At 67.6% G+C, this 21,286-nt stretch carries 23 protein-coding genes and 1 tRNA gene; 12 read left to right on the plus strand and 12 right to left on the minus strand.

Features of this window, described 5'->3' with window-relative positions; all coding sequences use genetic code 11:
• Positions 1-89 precede the first annotated feature (89 nt).
• The 4 genes from C8J26_RS11780 to C8J26_RS11795 form a co-directional block, all read right to left on the minus strand.
• Positions 90-572 (minus strand): hypothetical protein, encoded by a 483-nt coding sequence (locus C8J26_RS11780; RefSeq protein WP_107958268.1) that lies wholly within the window; start codon positions 570-572, stop codon positions 90-92.
• Between the two features lie 100 nt (positions 573-672).
• Positions 673-873: a hypothetical protein gene (locus tag C8J26_RS11785; protein ID WP_107958270.1), complete on the minus strand. Its 201-nt coding sequence runs from the start codon at positions 871-873 to the stop codon at positions 673-675.
• A 62-nt stretch (positions 874-935) separates the two neighbouring features.
• A complete protein-coding gene (locus C8J26_RS11790; RefSeq protein ID WP_341871502.1) occupies positions 936-1,940 on the minus strand; it encodes an SPOR domain-containing protein in 1,005 nt (334 codons plus the stop codon).
• Positions 1,937-2,116 (minus strand): hypothetical protein, encoded by a 180-nt coding sequence (locus tag C8J26_RS11795; protein ID WP_107958272.1) that lies wholly within the window; start codon positions 2,114-2,116, stop codon positions 1,937-1,939. The genes C8J26_RS11790 and C8J26_RS11795 overlap by 4 nt, the downstream gene beginning before the upstream one ends.
• A gap of 37 nt (positions 2,117-2,153) precedes the next feature.
• Here C8J26_RS11795 and C8J26_RS11800 point away from each other — a divergent pair, with 37 nt between their 5' ends.
• Genes C8J26_RS11800 through C8J26_RS11810 form a run of 3 tightly spaced genes read left to right on the plus strand, consistent with a single transcriptional unit; the run spans position 2,154 to position 4,628 of the window.
• Positions 2,154-2,858, plus strand: coding sequence for a ParA family protein (locus C8J26_RS11800; protein WP_056411350.1), 705 nt, complete (start codon positions 2,154-2,156; stop codon positions 2,856-2,858).
• Positions 2,859-2,862: 4 nt separating this feature from the next.
• The gene (locus C8J26_RS11805; RefSeq protein WP_107958274.1) at positions 2,863-3,318 is read left to right on the plus strand and encodes a hypothetical protein; all 456 of its coding nucleotides are present in this window, start codon (positions 2,863-2,865) and stop codon (positions 3,316-3,318) included.
• Positions 3,319-3,335: 17 nt separating this feature from the next.
• Positions 3,336-4,628, plus strand: coding sequence for an SPOR domain-containing protein (locus C8J26_RS11810; protein WP_107958276.1), 1,293 nt, complete (start codon positions 3,336-3,338; stop codon positions 4,626-4,628).
• A gap of 152 nt (positions 4,629-4,780) precedes the next feature.
• Here C8J26_RS11810 and C8J26_RS11815 read toward each other — a convergent pair whose 3' ends face one another.
• The 4 genes from C8J26_RS11815 to C8J26_RS11830 form a co-directional block, all read right to left on the minus strand.
• Positions 4,781-6,001 carry a dihydroorotase gene (locus C8J26_RS11815; protein ID WP_107958278.1) on the minus strand — a complete coding sequence of 407 codons (1,221 nt, stop codon included), beginning with the start codon at positions 5,999-6,001 and terminating at the stop codon, positions 4,781-4,783.
• On the minus strand, positions 5,998-6,984 hold the full coding sequence (locus tag C8J26_RS11820) for an aspartate carbamoyltransferase catalytic subunit (protein ID WP_107958280.1): 987 nt from the start codon (positions 6,982-6,984) through the stop codon (positions 5,998-6,000). The genes C8J26_RS11815 and C8J26_RS11820 overlap by 4 nt, the downstream gene beginning before the upstream one ends.
• 202 nt (positions 6,985-7,186) lie before the next feature.
• Positions 7,187-7,654: a Holliday junction resolvase RuvX gene (gene ruvX / locus C8J26_RS11825; protein ID WP_055872724.1), complete on the minus strand. Its 468-nt coding sequence runs from the start codon at positions 7,652-7,654 to the stop codon at positions 7,187-7,189.
• Positions 7,651-8,760, minus strand: a complete 1,110-nt coding sequence (locus C8J26_RS11830; RefSeq protein WP_107958282.1) for a DUF3089 domain-containing protein — start codon at positions 8,758-8,760, stop codon at positions 7,651-7,653. The genes ruvX and C8J26_RS11830 overlap by 4 nt, the downstream gene beginning before the upstream one ends.
• A 357-nt stretch (positions 8,761-9,117) precedes the next feature.
• On the opposite strand from C8J26_RS11830, the gene gatC reads away from it, so the two are divergent.
• The 3 genes from gatC to gatB are packed head-to-tail and all read left to right on the plus strand — an operon-like array spanning position 9,118 to position 12,387.
• A complete protein-coding gene (gene gatC / locus C8J26_RS11835; RefSeq protein ID WP_031396405.1) occupies positions 9,118-9,420 on the plus strand; it encodes an Asp-tRNA(Asn)/Glu-tRNA(Gln) amidotransferase subunit GatC in 303 nt (100 codons plus the stop codon).
• Positions 9,420-10,904: an Asp-tRNA(Asn)/Glu-tRNA(Gln) amidotransferase subunit GatA gene (gatA, locus tag C8J26_RS11840; protein WP_107958284.1), complete on the plus strand. Its 1,485-nt coding sequence runs from the start codon at positions 9,420-9,422 to the stop codon at positions 10,902-10,904. The genes gatC and gatA overlap by 1 nt, the downstream gene beginning before the upstream one ends.
• 1 nt (position 10,905) lies before the next feature.
• The gene (gene gatB / locus C8J26_RS11845; protein ID WP_107958286.1) at positions 10,906-12,387 is read left to right on the plus strand and encodes an Asp-tRNA(Asn)/Glu-tRNA(Gln) amidotransferase subunit GatB; all 1,482 of its coding nucleotides are present in this window, start codon (positions 10,906-10,908) and stop codon (positions 12,385-12,387) included.
• 251 nt (positions 12,388-12,638) lie between these two features.
• Here the strand turns inward: gatB and C8J26_RS11850 are convergent, their stop codons facing one another.
• The 3 genes from C8J26_RS11850 to C8J26_RS20480 are packed head-to-tail and all read right to left on the minus strand — an operon-like array spanning position 12,639 to position 13,744.
• Positions 12,639-13,307 carry a retropepsin-like aspartic protease family protein gene (locus C8J26_RS11850; RefSeq protein WP_244185272.1) on the minus strand — a complete coding sequence of 223 codons (669 nt, stop codon included), beginning with the start codon at positions 13,305-13,307 and terminating at the stop codon, positions 12,639-12,641.
• 60 nt (positions 13,308-13,367) lie between these two features.
• Positions 13,368-13,586, minus strand: coding sequence for a hypothetical protein (locus C8J26_RS11855; RefSeq protein WP_056411332.1), 219 nt, complete (start codon positions 13,584-13,586; stop codon positions 13,368-13,370).
• A gap of 2 nt (positions 13,587-13,588) precedes the next feature.
• Positions 13,589-13,744, minus strand: a complete 156-nt coding sequence (locus C8J26_RS20480) for a hypothetical protein (protein ID WP_165391673.1) — start codon at positions 13,742-13,744, stop codon at positions 13,589-13,591.
• A gap of 111 nt (positions 13,745-13,855) precedes the next feature.
• On the opposite strand from C8J26_RS20480, the gene C8J26_RS11860 reads away from it, so the two are divergent.
• The 5 genes from C8J26_RS11860 to clpX all read left to right on the plus strand — a co-directional run bounded on the left by C8J26_RS11860 (position 13,856) and on the right by clpX (position 19,119).
• Positions 13,856-13,940, plus strand: a tRNA-Leu gene (locus C8J26_RS11860).
• Positions 13,941-14,009: 69 nt separating this feature from the next.
• The gene (gene tig / locus C8J26_RS11865) at positions 14,010-15,650 is read left to right on the plus strand and encodes a trigger factor (protein WP_107958288.1); all 1,641 of its coding nucleotides are present in this window, start codon (positions 14,010-14,012) and stop codon (positions 15,648-15,650) included.
• Between the two features lie 222 nt (positions 15,651-15,872).
• Positions 15,873-16,799, plus strand: coding sequence for a glycosyltransferase family 2 protein (locus C8J26_RS11870; protein ID WP_056411327.1), 927 nt, complete (start codon positions 15,873-15,875; stop codon positions 16,797-16,799).
• Between the two features lie 230 nt (positions 16,800-17,029).
• Positions 17,030-17,719: an ATP-dependent Clp protease proteolytic subunit gene (locus tag C8J26_RS11875; RefSeq protein ID WP_056411324.1), complete on the plus strand. Its 690-nt coding sequence runs from the start codon at positions 17,030-17,032 to the stop codon at positions 17,717-17,719.
• A gap of 134 nt (positions 17,720-17,853) precedes the next feature.
• Entirely contained in the window at positions 17,854-19,119 is a 1,266-nt protein-coding gene (gene clpX / locus C8J26_RS11880; protein WP_056048170.1) for an ATP-dependent Clp protease ATP-binding subunit ClpX, read from the plus strand.
• 479 nt (positions 19,120-19,598) lie between these two features.
• Here the strand turns inward: clpX and C8J26_RS11885 are convergent, their stop codons facing one another.
• Positions 19,599-20,057 carry a hypothetical protein gene (locus C8J26_RS11885; RefSeq protein ID WP_107958290.1) on the minus strand — a complete coding sequence of 153 codons (459 nt, stop codon included), beginning with the start codon at positions 20,055-20,057 and terminating at the stop codon, positions 19,599-19,601.
• Positions 20,058-20,157: 100 nt separating this feature from the next.
• Between C8J26_RS11885 and C8J26_RS11890 the strand changes: the two genes are divergently transcribed.
• Positions 20,158-21,282 carry a calcium:cation antiporter gene (locus tag C8J26_RS11890; protein WP_107958292.1) on the plus strand — a complete coding sequence of 375 codons (1,125 nt, stop codon included), beginning with the start codon at positions 20,158-20,160 and terminating at the stop codon, positions 21,280-21,282.
• Positions 21,283-21,286 lie beyond the last annotated feature (4 nt).

Below are 21,286 nucleotides of genomic sequence, written 5' to 3' on the forward strand. Positions count from 1 at the left end.
AACAGCTGTTGCCCTTTCCTCCCCCTCCGTCTGGCAAGAGCCAGCCACCTCCCCCTGGCGGGGGAGGATCAGGTTTGGACGCAGTCGGGTTATGCCTTGGCCAGCGGCGTACCGCTCGCTGCGCAGACATAGGTCGCGAGTTCCTCACGCAACGGCAGGCCCTTGATCGGGCGCAGCGGGCCGTCATGCGTGATGTTGGTCTCTACCAGCGCACGGTTCGGGCCGACGCCGAGGACGTGGAACAGGCGGTTGGCGCAATCGGTCTCGGTCCGCGCATAGGCGATCCTGCCGTCATGCTCCTGGCGCAGGATCGCGATGATCGTGCCGCCGACGGCTTTCCGCTCGCGCAGCAGGAAATGGCGCGACGTCGGGTCGGACGGGGTAGGGATCAGCCGGCCCCTGACGGTCAGCTGCTCGGGCTTGGGGACTGCGACGTCGGTGTCGGCGAGGTTGCGCAGCGAGACGCCGTTATCCGCCAGCGTGTCGGTATTGGTCGTTGCAGGCTGCTGGCCAGAACAGGCGGCCAACAGCGTTGCGCCGGCAAGTGCCAGCGCCAAGGTCTTCGAAATCATCCATCTAGCTCCCGGTCGATGTCGAAACGAAACGACTGGTCCGGCTATTTGATCCCTGCGGCGGCGTATCCGGCATTGGCCGCGGGGGCCTCGGGCTTGCTCAGCGCGCTTTCTTGTCGGTGGTCCGGTCCCGACGCGCCGGGGTTTTGGCCGGCACGCAGATGCGGCGCGTCGATTGGCAGGCGATGCCCACCGTCGAGCAGGCGCCCACGCTCCCGCCGGTCGGGCAGGCCCGACATTGCTGCTTGATATCGGTGCAGGTCGGCGACGCGGACACCAGGGCCAAGGTCAGGAACAGCATGCGGACATCCTCGTCAGGAGCAGTCGGTTACGCGACCATGCGCCGGTCCTGGCGCTTGCAGGTCAGGGCGCGACGATCACGCAGGGGACGCGCGCTGCCGAGCAGGCCCGCGTCGCGTCTGCCTTGGAGGCGAACCCGCCGGCCTGCAGCCGGGTCACGCCGCCAGCCTTGGGGTAGAAGGGCTGGGCGCCGCGAAGCTTGCCGCGGACCGTGTTCCACAGCGTCTCGGCATTGTTCTGATCGCGGAATGCGCCGAGCTGGACGCGCCAGTTGCCGGTGGCTTTGACGGGGGCAGGCTTGGGGGCGGGCTTTGCCGCAACGGCTTTCGCAGGGGCCGGCTTTGCGGGGGTTGGCTTCGCTGGCGCAGGCGTGACGGTTGGCGGCACACGTGTCGGCCGAGGCGTCTCGGCGATCCGCGAGGGGGGTACGTCGATCCGTCCGCTCGCCTGTCCGCCTGCCTTCGCCGCCGTCTCGCGCGGCGGCGTGGCCGAGCTTGCCTGCAATGCATAGCGCTGCGCGAGTGCGGTGCCCTTTTCGCGATCGGTGGACGAGATATACTGGTCCATCTGCGCCAGCGTCTGCGCAGCGGATTGCAGGCCGGACGCCGAGGCGCGGGTCATCAGCGCATAGGCGCGGGGGAAATCGCGCGGGATGCCGTCGCCGTTGAACAGCATCGTGCCGAGCACCAGCTGCGTGCGCGGTTCGCCGCGTGCCGCGGACTTTTCGAGCCAGGGCAGCGCATCGGTCTTCTTGCCCGCCTGGAACAGCGCGAGGCCGTAATTGTCGCCGGCCTGGAGATGGCCTTGCAACGCGGCCTTGCGGAACCAGCTTTCGGCGAGCGCGGGATCGAGCGGAACGCCGCGGCCGAGCTTGTACGCCTGCGCCAGGTTGAACTGCGCATCGGGATCGCCGGCGATCGCGAGCGGGCGCCATTCGGTGATCGCACGCGGGAAGTCGCCCTTGGCCCAGGCGTCGACGCCGGCCTTGACGTCGGCCAGCGCGGGCGTGGCGACGAGCGCCCCCGCCACCGCGATCGCACCCAGGAAAAGCTTGCCAACCGTCATCATTCCAACCCCATCGCGCCCGCCGCCATCAACTCGTCCACACCATGCCGTCGTTCGTCGCGCAAGGCAAAGGTCACGGCTTGCGCAAGAACAGACGCGGGCATCGCGACGCCGTCCAGCCGCGACACCGCCGCGCGCGCATCATGAAGCGCCGTTAACCGGTTCTTAGACCACCGCATGGCACATATGCGTCGATTGCCAGGGGGTTGGGGACTTATGCGCGTTCTAGCGTTCGCATCGCAGAAGGGGGGATCGGGGAAGACGACCCTGACGGGTCATCTCGCCGTCCAGGCGGAGCGGGCGGGGCATGGCCCGGTGGTGCTGATCGACATCGATCCGCAGGGCTCGCTGTCCGACTGGTGGAACGAGCGCACCGCCGAGGAGCCGGCGTTCGCGCAGACCACAGTCTCGCGGCTCGCGGCGGATCTCGAAATCCTCCGGCAACAGGGCTTCAAGCTGGCGATGATCGATACGCCGCCAGCAATCACCATGGCGATCCAGAGCGTGATCCAGGTCGCCGAGCTGATCGTCGTGCCGACCCGGCCGTCGCCGCATGACCTGCGTGCGGTCGGTGCCACCGTCGACATGTGCGCGCGCGCCGGCAAGCCGCTGATCTTCGTCGTTAACGCGGCGACGCCCAAGGCGCGGATCACCGCCGATGCGACGCTGGCGCTGTCGCAGCACGGCACCGTCGCACCGGTGATCGTCCACCAGCGCACCGACTTCGCGTCGTCGATGATCGATGGCCGCACCGTCATGGAGCTGGACGCCAGGAGCAAGTCGACCGCCGAGATCGAGGCGCTGTGGACCTATGTCTGCGACCGGCTCGAGAAGAATTTTCGCCGCACCGTGTTCAGCGTGCCGACCGCGGTCGGGCAGCGTCCTGCCGCCGGTGGGTTCGGCCGCCGCGTGGTCGGCTGACGTCATGGCGCAGCCCAAACCACTCGCGTCGCTGACCTCCTCGCTGCTGGCGCGAAAGGGCACCGCGCGCCCGGCGATGCGGCCGCAGGACCTGACCGTGCCGTCGACCGATGCGCTCGACGATCTCGGCTGGAACGACATGGGCACGGCGCCGCCGCCGGTGCTGGTCGAACGCGCCGCGCTGAAGGTCGAGATCGAGCGCCCGGTGGCGATCGCGCCCGTGTCGGCGGCGACCGCGGTACGGATCGGGCGCGAGAGCCTGGCCAAGGCCAAGGGCGCGAAGGTGGCGTTCACCTTGCGGCTCGAGACCGAGCGGCATCTCCAGCTGCGGCTGGCGAGCGCGGTCACCGGCCGGTCTGCGCAATATCTCGTCACGCAGGCGCTCGACGCCTTTCTGAACAGCTTGCCGGAGGTCGATGCGCTGGTTGCGCAGCTACCGCCGGCCAAACGCAAATGTTGACACAGGGATACTCCGCGATGAACACGCGCGCACTTCTCCTCGGCGGTATCTCCGCCCTCCTCCTCGGCGGGACGATGGTCGGCTGCGCCGCCAATGGCGGCAGCCTCGCCTCGGCCGGCGACCGCAGCGGCGTGGCGGCGGCCAAGGGCGCGGCGACCAATGCGGGCAAGGCGCAGACCGCGCTGGCCCGGCGCGATGGCGGTGCGGCGATCGGCTACGCAGAAGGCGCGGTGGCGCTGATGCCGCAGTCGGCGGAGTATCGCATGCTGCTCGGTCAGAGCTATCTGCAGGGGGGGCGGTTCGCGTCCGCCTCGCAGGCGTTTGCCGATACGCTCGCGCTGTCGCCGACCAGCGGCAAGGCGGCGCTGAACCTCGCGCTGTCGCAGGTCGCGACCGGCGACTGGCAGGCGGCACGACAGACGCTGGCGACGCAGGCGGCGATTATCCCGGCGCTCGATCGTGGGCTCGCGCTGTCGCTGGCGGGCGATACCGCGGGCGGGATCGCGCTGCTGACCGAGGTCGCGCGGTCGCCCGAGACGAACGTGAAGGTGCGGCAGAATCTCGCGCTGAGCTTCGCCCTGGCGGGCCGCTGGCAGGAGGCACGCGTGGTCGCGGCGGCGGACATGGCGCCGGGGGATGTCGATGCGCGGCTCGAGCAATGGGCGCTGTTCGCGCAGCCGGCCGCCGCGTCGGACCAGGTGGCGAGCCTGCTCGGCGTGCGCGCCGCGGCGGATTCGGGGCAGCCGGTGGCGCTGGCGCTGAATCCGGCGCGGGTCGCACCGGGTGTTCCGGCGCAGGCTATGGCGTCGGCGGATCCGGTCGAGGCTGTCGACGCGGGTCGTGTCGAGGTCGCCTCGGCGCCGGCCGCGGGTTTTTCGAAGGTGACGTTCGGACCGCGGCAGGAGGTCGTCCAGGCGCTGCCGGCGATGATGCTTCGCCCGGCTGGGGGGGCGATCAAGCTCGCAGCGGCGTCCGCGCCGGCGGCTGCCTATCCGGTGAAGCCGCAGGGGCCCGGCAGCTGGTACGTGCAGCTCGGCGCGTTCGAGAGCGCGGGCGTGGCGAAGGATGCGTGGGGCCGCGCGTCACGCCGGTTCGCGGTGCTCGCTGGCCATTCGCCGAACGGCATGGCGTTCAAGGCCAAGGGCGAGGATTTCTACCGCCTGTCCGTCGGCGGGTTCAGCCGTTCGGCTGCGGACTCGATGTGCCGTCAGTATCGCGCGAAGGGCGGGGCGTGCTTCGTTCGCCAGGGCGCGGGCGACATGATGGCGCAGTGGTTGCGCAAGCCGGGCGTGCAGATGGCTTCGCGGTAAGAGGGGGCAGGCGGTCCAGAGCTACCACCCCGGCGAAGGCCGGGGTCCAGTTGGGGAACGTTGTTAACTGAGGGCGGCGCTCCGTTACGCCGACCTTTCCAACTGGGCCCCGGCCTCCGCCGGGGTGGTTCGGGTGCTTGGTCGAGCCCGCCTCACCGAACCTCGCGGCCACCCTTCCACAACCGCAGCACGCGGCCCTGCACGGGCAGTCCGTCGAACGGCGTATTGCCCGCCTCGGCCTTGAAGTCGTCGCCGACGATCTGCCACGGCGCCTGGCCGTCGAACAGCATCAGGTCGGCAGGCTTGCCCACCTCCAGCGTCCCCGTATCGAGTCCCAGCACCCGCGCCGGGTTGCACGCCAGCAGCGCGAACAGGCGCTGCAGCGTCAGATGCTCGTCGCGCACCAGCATCAGCGCGAGCGGCAGCAGCGTCTCGGCGCCCGCCATGCCGCTGGTCGCGTCGGTGAACGGCAGCCGCTTCTCTTCCGGCCCGCGTGGTTCGTGGCCCGAGCACAGCACGTCGATCGTCCCGTCGGCGATAGCCGCGAGCGCCGCACGCCGGTCGCTCTCCGCGCGCAACGGTGGTGACAGCAGCGCGAACGAGCGGAAATCGCTGACCGCGATCTCCGACAGATGCAGGTGCGCGGGCGTGATCCCGCACGTCACGGCGACGCCGCGGCGCTTGGCCGCGCGGATGAGGTCGAACCCGGCGGCGGTCGTGACCTGGCGGATGTGCAGCCGCGCGCCGGTATCCTCGGCGAGCATCAGGTCGCGCGCGATCGCCAGCGCCTCGGCGACCGCGGGCGCGGCGGGCAGACCGAGCCGGGTCGCGGTCTCGCCCTCGGTCGCGACCGCGCCGGCGGTGAGCCCGCCATCCTCGGCATGCGTGACGACCGTCACGTCGAGATCGCGCGCATAGGCGAGCACGCGCCGCATCACGCCGCTGTCGGCGATCCAGTGCCGGCCGGTGCCGACCGCCTTCGCACCCGCCGACAGGCAGATCGCCATTTCGGCAAGGTCGTGGCCTTCGAGCCCGCGCGTGGCGGCGGCGATCGGGTGGATCCAGAGGTCGGGCTTGCCGATCAGTGCGGCGCGCTGGACGATGCCGGGATCGTCGAGCACGGGCGACTGGTCGGGCATGAGGCCGATCCGGACGATGCCGCCCGCGCGGAACGCGGCGCGATCGACCTTTGCCACGCCGAGATCGACGATTCCCGGCGCGATGGTCTTGCCACCGCAGTCGACGATCTCGGCGTCGGCGGGGATGTCGACGATCCCGGTTGCGACGATCGCGCCGTCGCGGACCAGCAGATTGCCCGTCATCACGCCGCCGACCGGGCAGGCGAGCGTCGCGTTGGTGAGCGCGAGGATCATGCCCAACCCTCCACGCCGCGCGCTCTTCGCGTCAGCACGTCGAGGCACGCCATCCGGACCGCGACGCCCATCTCGACCTGTTCGGTGATCGCCGAGCGCGCATGATCGGCGACCGCCGAGTCGATCTCGACGCCGCGGTTCATCGGGCCGGGGTGCATCACCAGCGCATCGGGCGCGGCCTTTGCGAGGCGATCGAGCGTCAGCCCGTAGCGCAGCCGGTATTCGCGCGTGGAGGGGACGTACGCGCCGTCCATCCGCTCGTTCTGCAGGCGCAGCATCATGACCACGTCCGCGCCCTCCAGCGCCTTGTCGAAATCGGTAAACGCAGTGACGCCCATCCGCTCGATCATCGCCGGCATCAGCGTCGACGGCGCGCAGACGCGGACCTCGGCGGCGAGTGCGGTGAGCGCGAGGATGTTCGAGCGCGCGACGCGGCTGTGCAGGAGGTCGCCGCAGATGACGACGCGCTGGCCGGCGATCGTACCCTTGCGGCGGCGGATCGTCAGCGCATCGAGCAGCGCCTGCGTCGGATGCTCGTGGCGTCCATCGCCCGCGTTGAGAACCGGGCATCCAACCTTGTCCGCGATCAGCCGCACCGCGCCCGACGACATATGGCGGATGACGATCACGTCGGCGCGCATCGCGTTGAGCGTCATCGCGGTATCGATCAGCGTCTCGCCCTTCTTCACGCTCGACTGCGCGGCGTGCATGTTGACGACGTCCGCGCCCAGCCGCTTGCCGGCGATCTCGAACGAGAGGAGCGTGCGGGTGCTGTTCTCGAAGAAGGCGTTGATCTGTGTGAGCCCGGCGAGCCGCTTGTCGGGCGTCGCATGCGTGCGGTTCGCCTCGACCCAGGTTTCCGCCTCGTCGAGCAGGAACGCGATCTCGTGCGGCTGGAGCCCGTCGATACCGGTGAGGTGCCGGTGCGGGAAGACGGCGCCGCCTTCGATGAGGGCGGCGGGGCGGTGATCTGAGGTTCGCATTAAAAGCGCGGAATAGTGGTGGTGGGGGCGGGGGGCAAGGCCTTCGAGGCGCGCCGATCTGGCTTCTTAATCCTCCCCCGCCAGGGGGAGGTGGCTGGCGCTTGCCAGACGGAGGGGGCGGTGAGCGATGACTGGTGTTTCGTGTCCGCCCCCTCCGTCACCTTCGGTGCCACCTCCCCCTGGCGGGGGAGGATTGGGCGGGTCAGATCTGCGCGGTCACCAGCGCGTCGATCGCGCCCTGGAGGATGTAGGCGGCGGCCATCTTGTCGACGAGTTCGGCGCGCTTGGCGCGGCTGGCGTCCTGCTCGATCAGCGTGCGCGTGACCGCGACGGTCGACCAGCGCTCGTCCTGGAGCAGGATCGGCAGCCCCATGTCCTTGAGATTCTGCGCGAACGCGCGCGTCGATTGCGAGCGCGGGCTTTCGCTGCCGTCGAGGTTGATCGGCAGGCCGATGACGAGGCCGACGACCTTCTGCGCGGTGATGATCTCGGCGAGCGCGGCCTTGTCCTTCTGGAACTTGGTGCGGCGGATCAGCAGCGCAGGGCTCGCGAACGACCAGCCCGCATCGCACAAAGCGGTGCCGATCGTCTTGGTCCCGACGTCGAGGCCGATCAGCCGGCCGCCATCGGGGAGCGCGTCGCGGAACTGGGCGGCGGAGAGCGTGATCATTGCGCGAAGGCCTTCAGGCGGCGGTTGGCGTCGGCGCCGACGTTCGCCCAGAATAGGCTATAGTCGTAGACGTGGTAGTTGTTGCCCGGCAGCACATAGGGCCCAAGGTTCGGGCCATCGCCGATCAGCAGGAAGCCGCGGTCGGCGCACCGCGCGGGCACGCTGCCGACCGCCATCGTCGCGGTCGCGAGATCGGCGGCGGGGACCAATGTGCCGAGGTTGGCGGTCGCGGGCGCGGCCGCGTCGGCGGTGCCGGTCAGCGGGTTGGTGCAGACGATCGGCGTGCCCTTGCGCGGGCGGCCGTCGAACCCGATCGTCGCGTCATAGGCGTCGACGATCAGCGACGGATCGGCGGGCTCGGCGAAACTCTCCCAGGACAGGATGCAGCCGGTCTGATCGGCGGCGCGGCATTCGGGCAGGCCCATGCGCGGCAGGTCGGTGGTGCGCGAGACGGGCCAGCCGACGACATAGGCGGCGACTATCCGCGCGCGCAGCTTGGGGTCGGTCGCGATCCGGTCGCGCAGCAGGCGAGTGAGGTGCGCGCCGCCCTGGCTGTGGCCGGCGAGGATGATCGGGCGGGTCGGGCCGACTTCCTTGAGGAAGCGGTCGAACGCCGCCGAGACGTCACCGTATGCGAGCGCGAGCGCGCGTTCGCTCTCGGCGGCGCTGGTCAGGAATGCGCCGAACGTCGCCTGGCGATAGCGCGGCGCCCAGATGTCGCCGGCCTCGTTGAACGCGCTCGCCTGGCCGCGGAGGAACAGTTCGGCACGCGCATTGGTCTCCGGATCGTCGATCGGCGCGTTCCAATGGTCGCGGTTGATGTACGATGTCGGGTGGATGAAGAAGATCGCCGCGCCGGTGCCGCGCTGCCCGGGCGTATAGCCGGGGGGCGTCCAGAGCGCGGGGTTGCCGGGCTTGTCGGGCCGCGCGAGCCACATAATCTTGCGCGCATAGATGTTGCGCGGGGCTTCGGACTGCGCCTCGAACGTCGCGCGCGGGACCATCGCCATGCGGATCATGTCGGTCCCGAACAGGCGGTAGGCGAGCAGCGCGGCGATCGCGAGAACGATCATCGCGGCGACGAAATAGAGGAATTTGCGGGCCAAGCGGGACCTTCCGTGCAGGCGGTGTGGCTCCCGTGCCGCAAGCCGGGGGCGGTTGCAACGGGCGCTTTTCGTCGAACTACGCGGTTCCCCCGCGGAGGCGGGGGCCTAGGGTCTCGAGCGATACCGCCTGTAATCGTGGGCCCCCGCCTCCGCGGGGGAACTAGAAGGGCGATCAATCCTCCCCCGCCAGGGGGAGGTGGCGCCGAAGGCGACGGAGGGGGAGGACACGGAACATCGGTTTCCCTTTCCTCCCCCTCCGTCAGGCTGACGCCTGCCACCTCCCCCTGGCGGGGGAGGATTAGATCTCGCACGGGAAACATATTGCGCCTTCGCGTCGCGCGGTGCTAGCCGAGCCTCATGTCCGTAGATACTGCAACCGTGAAGCGGATCGCGAGCCTTGCGCGCATCGCGATCACCGACGAGGACGCCGCCCGCATGGCGCCGGAACTCGGAAACATCCTTGGCTGGATCGAGATGCTGGGCGAGGTCGATACGACCGGCGTCGAGCCGATGACCGCCGTCATCCCCAACACGCTGCGGCTGCGCGACGACGTCGTCAACGCCGATCCGCTGACCGGCGGCAATATCCGCGAGCAGGTCCTGGCCAACGCCCCCGTGGCAGAGCACGGCTTCTTCGCCGTGCCCAAGGTGATCGAATAATGACCGACCTTACCGATCTCGGCATCGCCGGCATCCGCGACGGCGTGCGCGATGGCAGCTTCACGGCGCGCGACGTCGCCGATGCGTTCATCGTCAAGGTGAGCCAGGCCAAGGCGCTCAACGCATTCCTGGTCGAGACGCCCGAGCATGCGATCGCCGCCGCCACCGCCGCCGATACCGCGCGCGCCGCCGGCGAGACGCTCAAGCCGCTGGCCGGCGTGCCGATCGGCATGAAGGACCTGTTCTGCACCAAGGGCGTCACGACGACCGCGGCGAGCCATATCCTCGAAGGCTTCACGCCGACCTACGAATCGACGGTCTCGCAGAATCTGTGGGATGCGGGCGCGGGGATGCTCGGCAAGCTGAACATGGACCAGTTCGCGATGGGCTCGTCGAACGAGACCTCCGCGTTCGGCAATGTGATCAGCCCGTGGAAGCGCAACGACGGCGGCAACGCCTCGCTCGCACCCGGCGGGTCGTCGGGTGGCTCCTCGTCGGCTGTCGCCGCGCGGCTGTGCCCCGGCGCGACCGGCACCGACACCGGCGGCTCGATCCGCCAGCCCGCCGCCTTTACCGGCATCAGCGGCATCAAGCCGACCTATGGCCGCTGCTCGCGCTGGGGGACGATCGCGTTCGCCTCGTCGCTCGATCAGGCCGGACCGATGGCGCGCGACGTGCGCGACTGCGCGATCCTGCTCGAGGCGATGGCCGGGTTCGACGCGAAGGACGGCACCTCGCTCCAGCTCGACGTGCCGAAATGGGAAGCGGGTCTGTCGGCCAGCCTCGTCGGCCTGCGCGTCGGTATTCCCAAGGAATACCGCGTCGACGGCATGCCCGAGGAAATCGAGGCGCTCTGGCAGAAGGGCATCGAGTGGATGAAGGATGCCGGCGCGACGATCGTCGAGGTCTCGCTCCCGCACACCAAATACGCGCTGCCCGCCTATTACATTATCGCGCCCGCCGAGGCGTCGTCGAACCTCGCGCGCTATGACGGCGTGCGCTACGGCATCCGCGACCTGCCTGCGGGCTCGGGCCTGCAGGACATGTACGCCGCGACGCGCGCGGACGGCTTCGGCCCCGAGGTGAAGCGCCGCATCATGATCGGCACCTATGTGCTGTCGGCCGGCTTCTACGACGCGTATTATACACAGGCGCAGAAGGTCCGGACGCTGATCGCGCGCGATTTCGAAAAGGCGTGGGAGACGTGCGACGTCCTGCTCACGCCGACCGCGCCTTCCGCGGCGTTCGCGCTCGGCGAGAAGTCGGCCGATCCGATCGCGATGTATCTGAACGACGTCTTCACCGTGCCGTCGTCGCTGGCGGGTCTGCCGGCGATGTCGGTGCCGGGCGGTCTCGACAAGCAGGGGCTCCCGCTGGGCTTGCAGATCATCGGCAAGCCGCTCGACGAACAAGGCGTGCTCAACGCAGGGCTCGCGATCGAACAGCGGGCAGGATTTACGGCACGACCAGAGGCTTGGTGGTAACATGAGCGATTATCGTATCCAGGGCGAAACCGGCGAGTGGGAGGTCGTGATCGGCCTCGAAGTCCATGCGCAGGTGACGTCGAACGCCAAGCTGTTCTCGGGCGCGGCGACCGCGTTCGGGGCTGAGCCGAACACGCAGGTCAGCCTCGTCGATGCGGCGATGCCCGGCATGCTGCCGGTGCCGAACCGCGAGTGCATCCGCCAGGCGGTGCGCACCGGCATGGCGATCGAGGCGCAGATCAATAAGTGGTCGCGGTTCGACCGGAAGAATTACTTCTACGCCGATCTGCCGCAGGGCTATCAGATCAGCCAGCTCTATCATCCGATCGTCGGCGAAGGCGCGATCGACATCAGTCTCGACGAGAAGAACCCCGACGCGGCCGGCAAGCGGATCGGCGTCCAGCGCATCCATGTCGAGCAGGACGCGGGCAAGCTGATGCACGATCAGCATCCGACCCAGTCCTATGTCGATCTCAATCGCTCGGGCGTCGCGCTAATGGAGATCGTGTCGAAGCCCGATCTCGCATCGCCGGCCGAAACCGGGGCTTACCTGCGAAAGTTGCGGTCGATCCTGCGCTATGTCGGATCGTGCGACGGCAACATGGAAGAGGGCTCGATGCGCGCCGACGTCAATGTCAGCGTGCGCAAGCCCGGCCACGAGCTCGGCACGCGGACTGAGACGAAGAACGTCAATTCGGTGCGCTTCGTGATGGCGGTGGTCGAGCAGGAGGCCAAGCGCCAGGTCGAAGTGCTCGAGGCTGGCGGCAAGATCCAGCAGGAGACGCGGCTCTACGATCCCGATCGCAACGAGACGCGCTCGATGCGGTCGAAGGAAGATGCGCATGATTACCGCTACTTCCCCGATCCCGATCTCTTGCCGCTCGTGCTCGACGACGCGTTCCTCGAGGAATGCCGCGCGTCGCTGCCCGAACTGCCCGATGCGAAGCGCGCGCGCTACGAGGCGCTCGGGATCACCGCCTATCAGGCGACGGTGCTGACCGCCGAGGTCGAGGCGGCGCGCTGGTTCGATGCGTTGCTCGATGCGGGCGTGAAGCCGGCGGCTGCGGCCAACTGGACGACGTCGGAGCTGTTCGGCGCGCTCAACCGGACGGGCAAGGATATTTTGAACTCGCCGGTGTCGCCGGCGCAGGCAGCCGAACTGCTGGGGCTGATCGCCGACGGTACGCTGTCGGGGAGCCTCGCCAAGCAGGTGTTCGAGGTGATGCTCGAGACCGGCGACGGCGCGGCGAAGGTCGTCGAGGATCGCGGGTTGAAGCAGACCAGCGACACCGGTGCGATCGAGAAGGTCATTGCCGAGGTGATGGCGGCGAACGCGGACAAGGTCGCGGATTACCGCGGCGGCAAGGACAAGCTGTTCGGGTTCTTCGTCGGGCAGACGATGAAGGCGATGGGCGGCAAGGCCAACCCGGCGGTGGTGAACGAGGTGCTGAAGAGCGCGCTCGGGGAGTCGGTGGCGCCGTAAGGCCTTTACTCTCAACCTCTGTTCTCCCGCGAAGGCGGGAGTCCAGGGTAACGGAGCGGCGCACTGCTTGATTCCTGGGCCCCCGCCTTCGCGGGGGAACGGTAGAACTAGAGAGACACTCCTACCCTCTGCCACCACCCCGGCGAAGGCCGGGGCCCAATTGGGAGGGCGAGGCAACGGAACGCAGCGCCTGATCAGCAACGTCCCCCAATTAGGCCCCGGCCTTCGCCGGGGTGGTGTGGTCGTAAGCGTTACGCGCCTACCTTCTGCGGATGATGCGGCACCAGGATCAGCACATTCTCCTCGACCCGCCACGACGCGAGGCGCGACAGGAAGTTCATCCCCAGCACGTTCGTGTCGCCGAACGCAGGCGACACCACCACCTGGAGGTCGCGAGCGACGATCGCGCCGAACTTCAATTCGCGGATCCGGCCCGATTGCGCGGGGATCGCGCCATTGGCGGTCTGGAGCACGATCGGCACGACGCTGGTCCGCGCATCGATCCCCGCCGCGTCCGCGGTCTTCGTCGACAGCGCGGTGATCGTCGCGCCGCTGTCGATCAGCAACCGGCGCTCGACGCCGTCGATCCGCGCCCGCGCCCAGAAATGGCCGTCCGCCGCCATGCGGATACGGACCTCGCCGCCGACGACCTGCTGGTCCTCGATCCGCAGAAGCTTGGCGATCTTGCCGAGATAGGGATCGAACTGGCTGCGCTGCCCGATCGCCACGAAGAGCAGGCCGACCAGCACCAGCGTCATCGCGAAATTGACGAGTGTTCGAACGATCGGGATCCGCTGCGCGACGACGAAGACCAGCACTGCGAGCCCGAGCGCCACGTACAGCGTCTGATGCTGGGCCAGGTCGGGGAGCAGCCCCGAAAGCGGGGTGCCGGCGGGCGTGGAAATGGGCGGATCCTGCAAGAAGGGGGTGGACAGCCTATGCTATCCACCCCCGGATTTACGGTTGCTGACCGGCGCGGCTTACTGCGCGTCGCCGTCCTGGTTTTTCGTCACGCCACCGGTGCCGCCGACGCCGTCCGGCATGCCCGTATCGGTAAACGTCTCGGGCTCGTCACCGCCTTCGCCGCGCTCGACCGCATCGGAGCGCGACTGCACCGCCTGTTCGATGTCGCTGCGCGGGTCCGCGTCACGATCCTCGGGACGCGTTTCGGGATTGGTGCCTGCATGCGGATCGGTCATCGTCACACCTCCGGTTGGATGGGAGCGGGATCGGTCGAGGGACCGCTCGGATCGGGATAATCCACGTCGGGTGCGGGTGGATTGAACTCCGGCGGGGGCGTCGTCGGCTCGGCAGGCGACGAGGGCGTCGGGAATTCTGCGGGGGGTTGGGTAGCCATGATGCTCTCTCCTTCTTCTGCATCAACGCGTGCGATCACGTGTAGTTGCCTTGCGTGCTTGCCCCGGCATACAACGTTGGTATAGACGCGCCCGCTACGGCGATGTCCTGTGCGGGCGTGGCGGAACTGGTAGACGCAGCAGGTTTAGGTCCTGCCATCGCAAGATGTGGGGGTTCGAGTCCCTTCGCCCGCACCACTCCGCCGCTCGGGCGGGGCGACACCCAGACGAATTTTTCCCGAATGCTCTTTTAGACAAAGGCCGGACATGCAGACTGTCGAGACGTTGAACGAGGGCCTCAAGCGCGCCTACACCCTCACCATCACCGCGAAGGATATCGATGCGAAGGTCGATGTCGAGCTGAAGCGCCTCGCGCCGCAGATGAAGATGCCGGGCTTCCGTCCGGGCAAGGTGCCGGCGAACCTCATCCGCAAGATGCACGGCCCGGCGCTGACGCAGGACGCGGTGAACGCGGCGATCCAGGAGGGCGTCCAGACGCTCGTCGCCGAAAAGCAGCTGCGCCCCGCGATGCAGCCTTCGGTCGAGCTGGAAGACGGCTACGACATCGGCAAGGATGCGGTCGTCAAGGTCGAGCTGGAAGTCCTCCCGCAGGTGCCGGCACCCGCGATCGACGGCCTGAAGCTCGAGCGCCTGACCGTGCCCGTCGCCGACGAGGCGGTCACCGAGCAGCTCCAGAAGTTCGCCGACCAGCAGAAGAAGTGGGACGATGCCGCTGACGACTATGTCGCGGCGATGGGCGACCTCGTCACCGTCGATTTCGTTGGCAAGACCGCCGATGGCGTTGCGTTCGACGGCGGCACGGGCACCGACATGGGCGTCGAGCTCGGCGCAGGGCGTCTGATCCCAGGCTTCGAGGATCAGCTCGTCGGCGTGAAGACCGGCGACGACAAGGTCCTGAACGTGACCTTCCCCGAGGAGTATCAGGAGAAGTCGCTCGCGGGTCAGCCGGCCACGTTCGACATCACCGTCAAGTCGGTGAAGACCGCGGGCGAGAGCGCGATCGACGAGGATCTGGCCAAGTCGCTGGGTCTCGAGAGCCTCGAGCAGCTCACGGGCCTGCTCAAGGGTCAGATCGAGCAGGAGCATAACGGGCTCACGCGCACGCACATGAAGCGCAAGCTGCTCGACCAGCTCGCCGAGGGTCACGACTTCGAGGTTCCGCCGTCGATGGTGGAAGCCGAGTTCAACCAGATCTGGCAGCAGCTCCAGCACGAAGCCACGCACGAAGCCGATCCCGAGGCCGCGATGGCCGAGATGGAAGGTGAGCGCGACGATTACCGCAAGATCGCCGAGCGTCGCGTGCGCCTCGGCCTGCTCCTGTCCGAGATCGGCCAGGCGAACGGCGTCGAGGTGTCCAACCAGGAAATGCAGCGTCTGCTCGCGCAGGCTGCGCAGCAGTATCCCGCCGAGCAGCGTCAGCAGTTCATGCAGTATGTGCAGTCCGAGCCGATGGCCGCTGCCCAGCTGCGCGCGCCGCTGTACGAGGACAAGGTCGTCGACTTCCTGTTCGAGAAGGCCGAGATCACCGATCGCGAAGCGACCCGCGAGGAGCTGGAAGCTGCGATCGAGAGCGAGGACGGTTTCGCGAGCGGCACGCACGTGCATGACCACGACAACCACAAGCCGAAGAAGAAGGCTGCCGCCAAGAAGGCCAAGCCTGCATCCGACGACGCTGCTGCGGACGACACCGTGACGGACGAGGCTTCAGACGAGGCCAAGCCCGCCAAGAAGGCGCCTGCCAAGAAGAAGGCGGCACCGGTCGAGGCCGAGACCGCGGTGACCGAGTCGTCGCCGGTCGCGGGCGAGAATGCCGAGGGCACCGAAGCCGCCGACGCACCGGTGAAGAAGCCGCGCGCCAAGAAGGCGCCGACCAAGACCGAGGCGTAACGCCGATCGAGTGCCTCGTCGTCGAGGCACTCGACCCGTTTTCGGGCCACCTCCCCGGCGGAGGCCGGGGTCCAGTTGGAAAGGCTACTATAACGGCGCGTAAAGCTCCGTTATGGACCTTCCCCGACTGGACCCCGGCCTCCGCCGGGGATTTGCGTTTCAGGGGGTTCGGTGGCCGAAAATAGCATCTGCAAGGCAGCCTCCGGCACGATAGGGCAGGGCATGACTGAACCCAGAATCGCCGTCCTCCTCCCCTGCTACAACGAAGCGGCGGCGATCGCGCAGACCGTGGCGGGGTTCCGCGCCGCGCTGCCGGGCGCCACCATCTACGTGTACGACAACAACAGCGCGGACCGGACGGTGGAGGTCGCGCGCGCGGCGGGTGCCGTCGTGCGAACCGAGCGGATCCAGGGCAAGGGCGCGGTCGTCCGCCGCATGTTCGCGGATATCGACGCCGACATCTATGTGATGGCGGACGGCGACGCGACCTATGACGCGGCGTCCGCACCGGCGCTGGTCGCGCGCGTGCTCGACGAGCAACTCGACATGGTGGTCGGCTCGCGTATCAGCCAGGTTCAGGAGAGCTATCGCCGCGGGCACCGGTTCGGCAACGCGCTGCTGACGGGGATGCTTGCGCGGCTGTTCGGGCGCAGCTTCACCGATATCCTGTCGGGCTACCGCGTGTTCTCGCGCCGGTTCGTGAAAAGCTTTCCGTCGCTGTCGGCGGGGTTCGAGATCGAGACCGAGATCAGCGTCCACGCGCTCGAGCTCAAGATGCCGATCGGCGAGGTCGAGACGCCCTATTATGCGCGGCCAGAGGGATCCGAGTCGAAGCTCAGCACCTATGGCGATGGGTGGCGGATCCTGCGGACGATCATGACGCTGTACCGGATCGAGCGGCCCTTGTGGTTCTTCGGCGTGATCGGTGGCGCGTTTGCGGTGCTCGCGCTGGTCCTCGGTATCCCGTTGGTACTTACCTATATCGAGATCCACCAGGTGCCGCGCTTTCCGACCGCGATCCTGATCACCGGCCTGGGGATCTTCGCCGCGCTGAACGTCTTTACGGGGCTGATCCTCGATACGGTTGTCCGGGGCCGTCGCGAGGTGCGGCGGCTGGCCTACCTGGCCTACCCCGCGCCTGGAGTCTGATTCCCTCGCCCCTCCGGGGAGAGGGAAGGAGGAGTCGTAGGCGACGGGAGGGTGAGGGGCGGTTGGCGGATCCCAACTGCCCCTCACCCTCCCACCCGGCTCCGCCGTGCTGACCCCTCGCTCTCCCCGGAACGGCTAGGGTAGGTGGTTCTCCTGACGGGTAGCAGGGCTTGAACTCCCCGTTGCGAGCGCCGATGTTGGCGGTTCACTGGGGCATAAGAGAGATTTCCATGCACAATCCGTTCGAGACCGGCGACTTTGCTAGCCCATTGGCCAGCGCCGGGCTCGGCCTGCAGCAGACGCAAGCAGGCCTGGTTCCCATCGTCATCGAGCAGTCGAACCGCGGCGAGCGCTCGTTCGACATCTTCTCGCGCCTGCTCCGCGAGCGCATCATCTTCGTGACCGGTGGCGTCGAGGACGGCATGGCCTCGCTGATCACCGCCCAGCTGCTCTTCCTCGAGTCCGAGAACCCGAAGAAGGACATCTTCATGTACATCAACTCGCCGGGCGGTGTCGTCACGGCGGGCATGGCGATCCACGACACGATGCGGTACATCCGTCCGCGGGTCGGCACGGTGTGCATCGGCCAGGCGGCCTCGATGGGCAGCTTCCTGCTCGCGAGCGGCGAGCCGGGCATGCGAGTCGCGATGACCAACGCGCGCATCATGATCCATCAGCCATCGGGTGGTGCACAGGGCATGGCCAGCGACATCGAGATCCAGGCGCGCGAGATCCTGCGGATCCGCAAGCGTATGAACGAACTGTACGCGCAATATACCGGCCAGCCGATCGAAGAGATCGAGCGCCGGATGGACCGCGATACGTTCCTCGAAGCGAACGAAGCGAAGGATTTTGGCCTGGTCGACGAGGTGTTCGACAAGCGTCCCGCCCCTGCGGACGACACGGCGAAACCTGCGTAAAGCCCGCTCAAGCGGGGCCGGCATGGGGCGAATCGTAAATCCCGCCGGTTTATTTGATTGTAGGAACTCCGGGGTACGTTACGGTAGCGGCCCCGGAAACGGCACGTGCACCGACATGCGCGAGAGGTGATTGAATGACGAAGCTGAGCGGTGGCGACTCGAAGAGCACCCTCTATTGCTCGTTCTGCGGCAAGTCGCAGCACGAGGTCCGCAAGTTGATCGCCGGGCCGACGGTCTTCATCTGCGACGAGTGCGTCGAGCTATGCAACGACATTATCCGTGAGGAGACGAAGTCGGCGTTGGTGTCCAAGAAGGACGGCGGCGTGCCGACTCCGCAGGAGATCTGCGACGTCCTCGACGATTACGTGATCGGCCAGAAGCGCGCCAAGCGCGTCCTGTCGGTGGCGGTGCACAATCACTACAAGCGGCTCAACCACGGCGCGAAGGGTGCCGATGTCGAGCTGTCCAAGTCGAACATCCTGCTCGTCGGGCCGACCGGTTGCGGCAAGACTCTGCTCGCGCAGACGCTCGCCCGCATCCTCGACGTGCCGTTTACGATGGCCGATGCGACGACGCTGACCGAAGCCGGCTATGTCGGCGAGGATGTCGAGAACATCATCCTCAAGCTGCTCCAGGCCTCCGACTACAACGTCGAGCGGGCGCAGCGCGGGATCGTGTATATCGACGAGATCGACAAGATCAGCCGCAAGGCCGAGAACCCGTCCATCACGCGCGACGTGTCGGGCGAGGGCGTGCAGCAGGCACTGCTCAAGCTGATGGAAGGGACGACCGCGAGCGTTCCTCCGCAGGGTGGTCGCAAGCATCCGCAGCAGGAGTTCCTGCAGGTGGACACGACGAACATCCTGTTCATCTGTGGCGGTGCGTTCTCGGGTCTCGAGAAGATCATCGGCGATCGTCTGCAGGGCAAGTCGATCGGCTTCGGCGCCTATGTCGCCGGGCCGGACGAGCGCAAGACGGGCGAGACGTTGAAGTCCGTCGAGCCTGAGGATCTGCTCAAGTTCGGGCTCATCCCCGAGTTCGTCGGTCGTCTGCCGGTCATCGCGACGCTCGAGGATCTCGATGTCGACGCGCTGGTGAAGATCCTGAAGGAGCCGAAGAACGCGCTGGTCAAGCAGTACCAGAAGCTGTTCGAGATGGAGGACGTCGCGCTCGGCTTTACCGACGACGCGCTGGTCTCGGTCGCCAAGAAGGGCATCGAACGCAAGACCGGTGCGCGCGGGCTTCGTTCGATCCTCGAGAGCATCCTGCTCGACACGATGTTCGACCTGCCCGGCATGGACGGCGTCGACGAGGTGATGATCGACAAGGACGTGATTGAAGGCCGCAAGGAACCGATCCGCGTCTATGCCGAGAAGAAGAAGACCGGCGACGCGGCGTAAGGCTCGGCCGGTTCGAGATTGGGAAAGGGCGCCGAGCGATCGGCGCCCTTTTTCGTTTGGGGTGAAACTCGCCGCTTAAACCCCCTCCCGTCATCCTGACGAAAGTCGGGATCCAGAGTACCGAGAGCGGGCCTGTGTGGCTCTGGGTCCTGACTTTCGTCAGGATGACAGTGGGGGGTGTTGGCGCGCACATATTTTGGCGTCCTCCGTGCCGATGAGAGCAAGACCGGCGACCTGGCGTGACGGCCTGTCGGTTCGAGTTTGGGGAAAAGCACTGGGCGACCCGCGCCGCGTTTCGTTTGGGGAGCGAGCCGATTCGTAAAAACCCCTCCGTCATCCTGACGAAAGTCAGGATCCAGGGTACCGAGCGCCGGCCTGTGTGGCCCTGGGTCCTGACTTTCGTCAGGATGACCGAGTGGGGGACGTGGTGGCGCCCTACATTCTCCATCGCGTTGGGAAGGGGGGGGCCGGGTTGGCCGCTAGGGTTGCGTGGTAAGCAGCCGGATCCGCTCATCATCCTTCGGGCGCCCGAACAGCCTAAGCATCTCGGCCAGTTCGTCACGACGCGGCACATAGATGGTTGCCTCTTCCACCCCGATCGGCACGCGCGTCCGCGGAAGCACCTCCGTCCACCCCGCCGAAGTCGCGACATGAAACCCCGCCATGATCTCGACCATCAGTGGCGGCGCCTTCCACTGGCCGAACACCGTGGATCGGAACATCAAGCTGGCCGACTCCTTCGCCGGACCGACTCCCAGTCGCGCCATCACGCGGCGGGCATCCTCGACGCTCGTCACCAGGTCGACGTCGGCGACCGTGATCGGCACCACCCCGTGAAGCGCGACCGCCGCGCTGGAAATCACCCACCACGGATCGCGTGCGTCGTGCATCGCGTGCGCCACCATGACGAGCGTTTGGCGAAGATCGGGGGGCAACATCGGGCCAATCTACCCGAACCCGGCCCCTGCACAATCGCCCGCACTCGGACCCTTATCGGCCGTCACGCATTCGTTGGGTAAGTGAAACGAGGGAGCTTGCATGACGATCGAAGTGGCCGACCGACCGAACGCAGACGTGGCGGAGACGATGCCCGACCGTCTGGCGCTCCCGATCTGGACGCTCGTCGCGCCGGGGCTGGGGCTCGTCGCGATCCTCGTCGGGCTGGCCAAGATGGGCGCGCTCGGCACGGCAGCCGCGGTGATCGTGCTGATCGGCAGCGTGCTGGCGGCGGTGCATCATGCCGAGGTGATCGCGCACAAGGTGGGCGAGCCGTTCGGCACGCTCGTCCTCGCGATCGCGGTCACGGTGATCGAGGTGTCGCTGATCGTCTCGCTGATGCTCTCCAACGCGGGCGATGCGACCACGCTGGCGCGCGACACGGTGTTCGCGGCGATCATGATCATCCTCAATTTCATCATCGGCCTCTGCCTGCTCGCGGGCGCGGTGCGGCATCACGAGCAGCGCTTCACGTTGAAGGGCATGACCGCCGCGCTTGGCGTGCTCGCGGCGATGGCGGTGCTGTCGCTGATCCTCCCGAACTACACCTCGTCGACCTCGGGTCCGACCTATGCGGCGTCGCAGCTGATGTTCGTCGCGGTCGTCTCGCTGATCCTCTACGGGACGTTCGTGCTGGTGCAGACGGTGCGCCACCGCGACTATTTCCTGCCCTCGACCGACGACAAGGACGATCATGCCGCGCCGCCGTCGCGTCGTGCGACGGGGATCGCGTTCGCCGCGCTGCTGGTGGCGCTCGTCTCGGTGGTGCTGCTCGCCAAGACCTTGTCGCCGACGATCGAGGCGGCGGTGCTCGGGGCCGGCCTGCCGCTGACCGTGGTCGGCGTGGTGATCGCCGCGCTGGTGCTCGCGCCCGAGAGCCTCGCCGCGTACAAGTCGGCGCGGCGCAACCGGTTGCAGACGAGCCTCAACCTCGCGCTCGGCTCCGCGCTGGCGACGATCGGGCTGACGATCCCGAGCGTGGCGATCGTGTCGCTCGTCCTCGACCTGCCGATCGCGCTTGGGATCGACGCCAAGAGCATGACGTTGCTCGCGCTGTCGCTGTTCGTCGCCACGCTGTCGCTCGGCACCGGGCGGACGACGGTGTTGCAGGGCGTCGTCCATCTCGTGATCTTTGCGGCCTATCTGTTCACGACCGTGGTGCCGTGATGCG

The organism is Sphingomonas aurantiaca (genome assembly GCF_003050705.1).
GTDB lineage: Bacteria > Pseudomonadota > Alphaproteobacteria > Sphingomonadales > Sphingomonadaceae > Sphingomonas > Sphingomonas aurantiaca.

Excerpts from the sequence above, each read along its gene's own strand:
- C8J26_RS11785 (WP_107958270.1), bottom strand. The coding sequence starts at position 873 with ATGCTGTTCCTGACCTTGGCCCTGGTGTCCGCGTCGCCGACCTGCACC.
- C8J26_RS11815 (WP_107958278.1), bottom strand. The coding sequence starts at position 6,001 with ATGATCCTCGCGCTCACCAACGCGACGCTCGCCTGCCCGGTCGGCGGC.
- C8J26_RS11800 (WP_056411350.1), top strand. The coding sequence starts at position 2,154 with ATGCGCGTTCTAGCGTTCGCATCGCAGAAGGGGGGATCGGGGAAGACG.
- C8J26_RS11875 (WP_056411324.1), top strand. The coding sequence starts at position 17,030 with ATGCACAATCCGTTCGAGACCGGCGACTTTGCTAGCCCATTGGCCAGC.
- C8J26_RS11855 (WP_056411332.1), bottom strand. The coding sequence starts at position 13,586 with ATGACCGATCCGCATGCAGGCACCAATCCCGAAACGCGTCCCGAGGAT.
- C8J26_RS11780 (WP_107958268.1), bottom strand. The coding sequence starts at position 572 with ATGATTTCGAAGACCTTGGCGCTGGCACTTGCCGGCGCAACGCTGTTG.
- C8J26_RS20480 (WP_165391673.1), bottom strand. The coding sequence starts at position 13,744 with ATGGCTACCCAACCCCCCGCAGAATTCCCGACGCCCTCGTCGCCTGCC.
- C8J26_RS11790 (WP_341871502.1), bottom strand. The coding sequence starts at position 1,940 with ATGATGACGGTTGGCAAGCTTTTCCTGGGTGCGATCGCGGTGGCGGGG.
- C8J26_RS11870 (WP_056411327.1), top strand. The coding sequence starts at position 15,873 with ATGACTGAACCCAGAATCGCCGTCCTCCTCCCCTGCTACAACGAAGCG.
- C8J26_RS11820 (WP_107958280.1), bottom strand. The coding sequence starts at position 6,984 with ATGCGAACCTCAGATCACCGCCCCGCCGCCCTCATCGAAGGCGGCGCC.
- C8J26_RS11810 (WP_107958276.1), top strand. The coding sequence starts at position 3,336 with ATGAACACGCGCGCACTTCTCCTCGGCGGTATCTCCGCCCTCCTCCTC.
- gatA (WP_107958284.1), top strand. The coding sequence starts at position 9,420 with ATGACCGACCTTACCGATCTCGGCATCGCCGGCATCCGCGACGGCGTG.
- ruvX (WP_055872724.1), bottom strand. The coding sequence starts at position 7,654 with ATGATCACGCTCTCCGCCGCCCAGTTCCGCGACGCGCTCCCCGATGGC.
- C8J26_RS11795 (WP_107958272.1), bottom strand. The coding sequence starts at position 2,116 with ATGCGGTGGTCTAAGAACCGGTTAACGGCGCTTCATGATGCGCGCGCG.
- tig (WP_107958288.1), top strand. The coding sequence starts at position 14,010 with ATGCAGACTGTCGAGACGTTGAACGAGGGCCTCAAGCGCGCCTACACC.
- C8J26_RS11890 (WP_107958292.1), top strand. The coding sequence starts at position 20,158 with ATGACGATCGAAGTGGCCGACCGACCGAACGCAGACGTGGCGGAGACG.
- gatB (WP_107958286.1), top strand. The coding sequence starts at position 10,906 with ATGAGCGATTATCGTATCCAGGGCGAAACCGGCGAGTGGGAGGTCGTG.
- gatC (WP_031396405.1), top strand. The coding sequence starts at position 9,118 with ATGTCCGTAGATACTGCAACCGTGAAGCGGATCGCGAGCCTTGCGCGC.
- clpX (WP_056048170.1), top strand. The coding sequence starts at position 17,854 with ATGACGAAGCTGAGCGGTGGCGACTCGAAGAGCACCCTCTATTGCTCG.
- C8J26_RS11885 (WP_107958290.1), bottom strand. The coding sequence starts at position 20,057 with ATGTTGCCCCCCGATCTTCGCCAAACGCTCGTCATGGTGGCGCACGCG.
- C8J26_RS11805 (WP_107958274.1), top strand. The coding sequence starts at position 2,863 with ATGGCGCAGCCCAAACCACTCGCGTCGCTGACCTCCTCGCTGCTGGCG.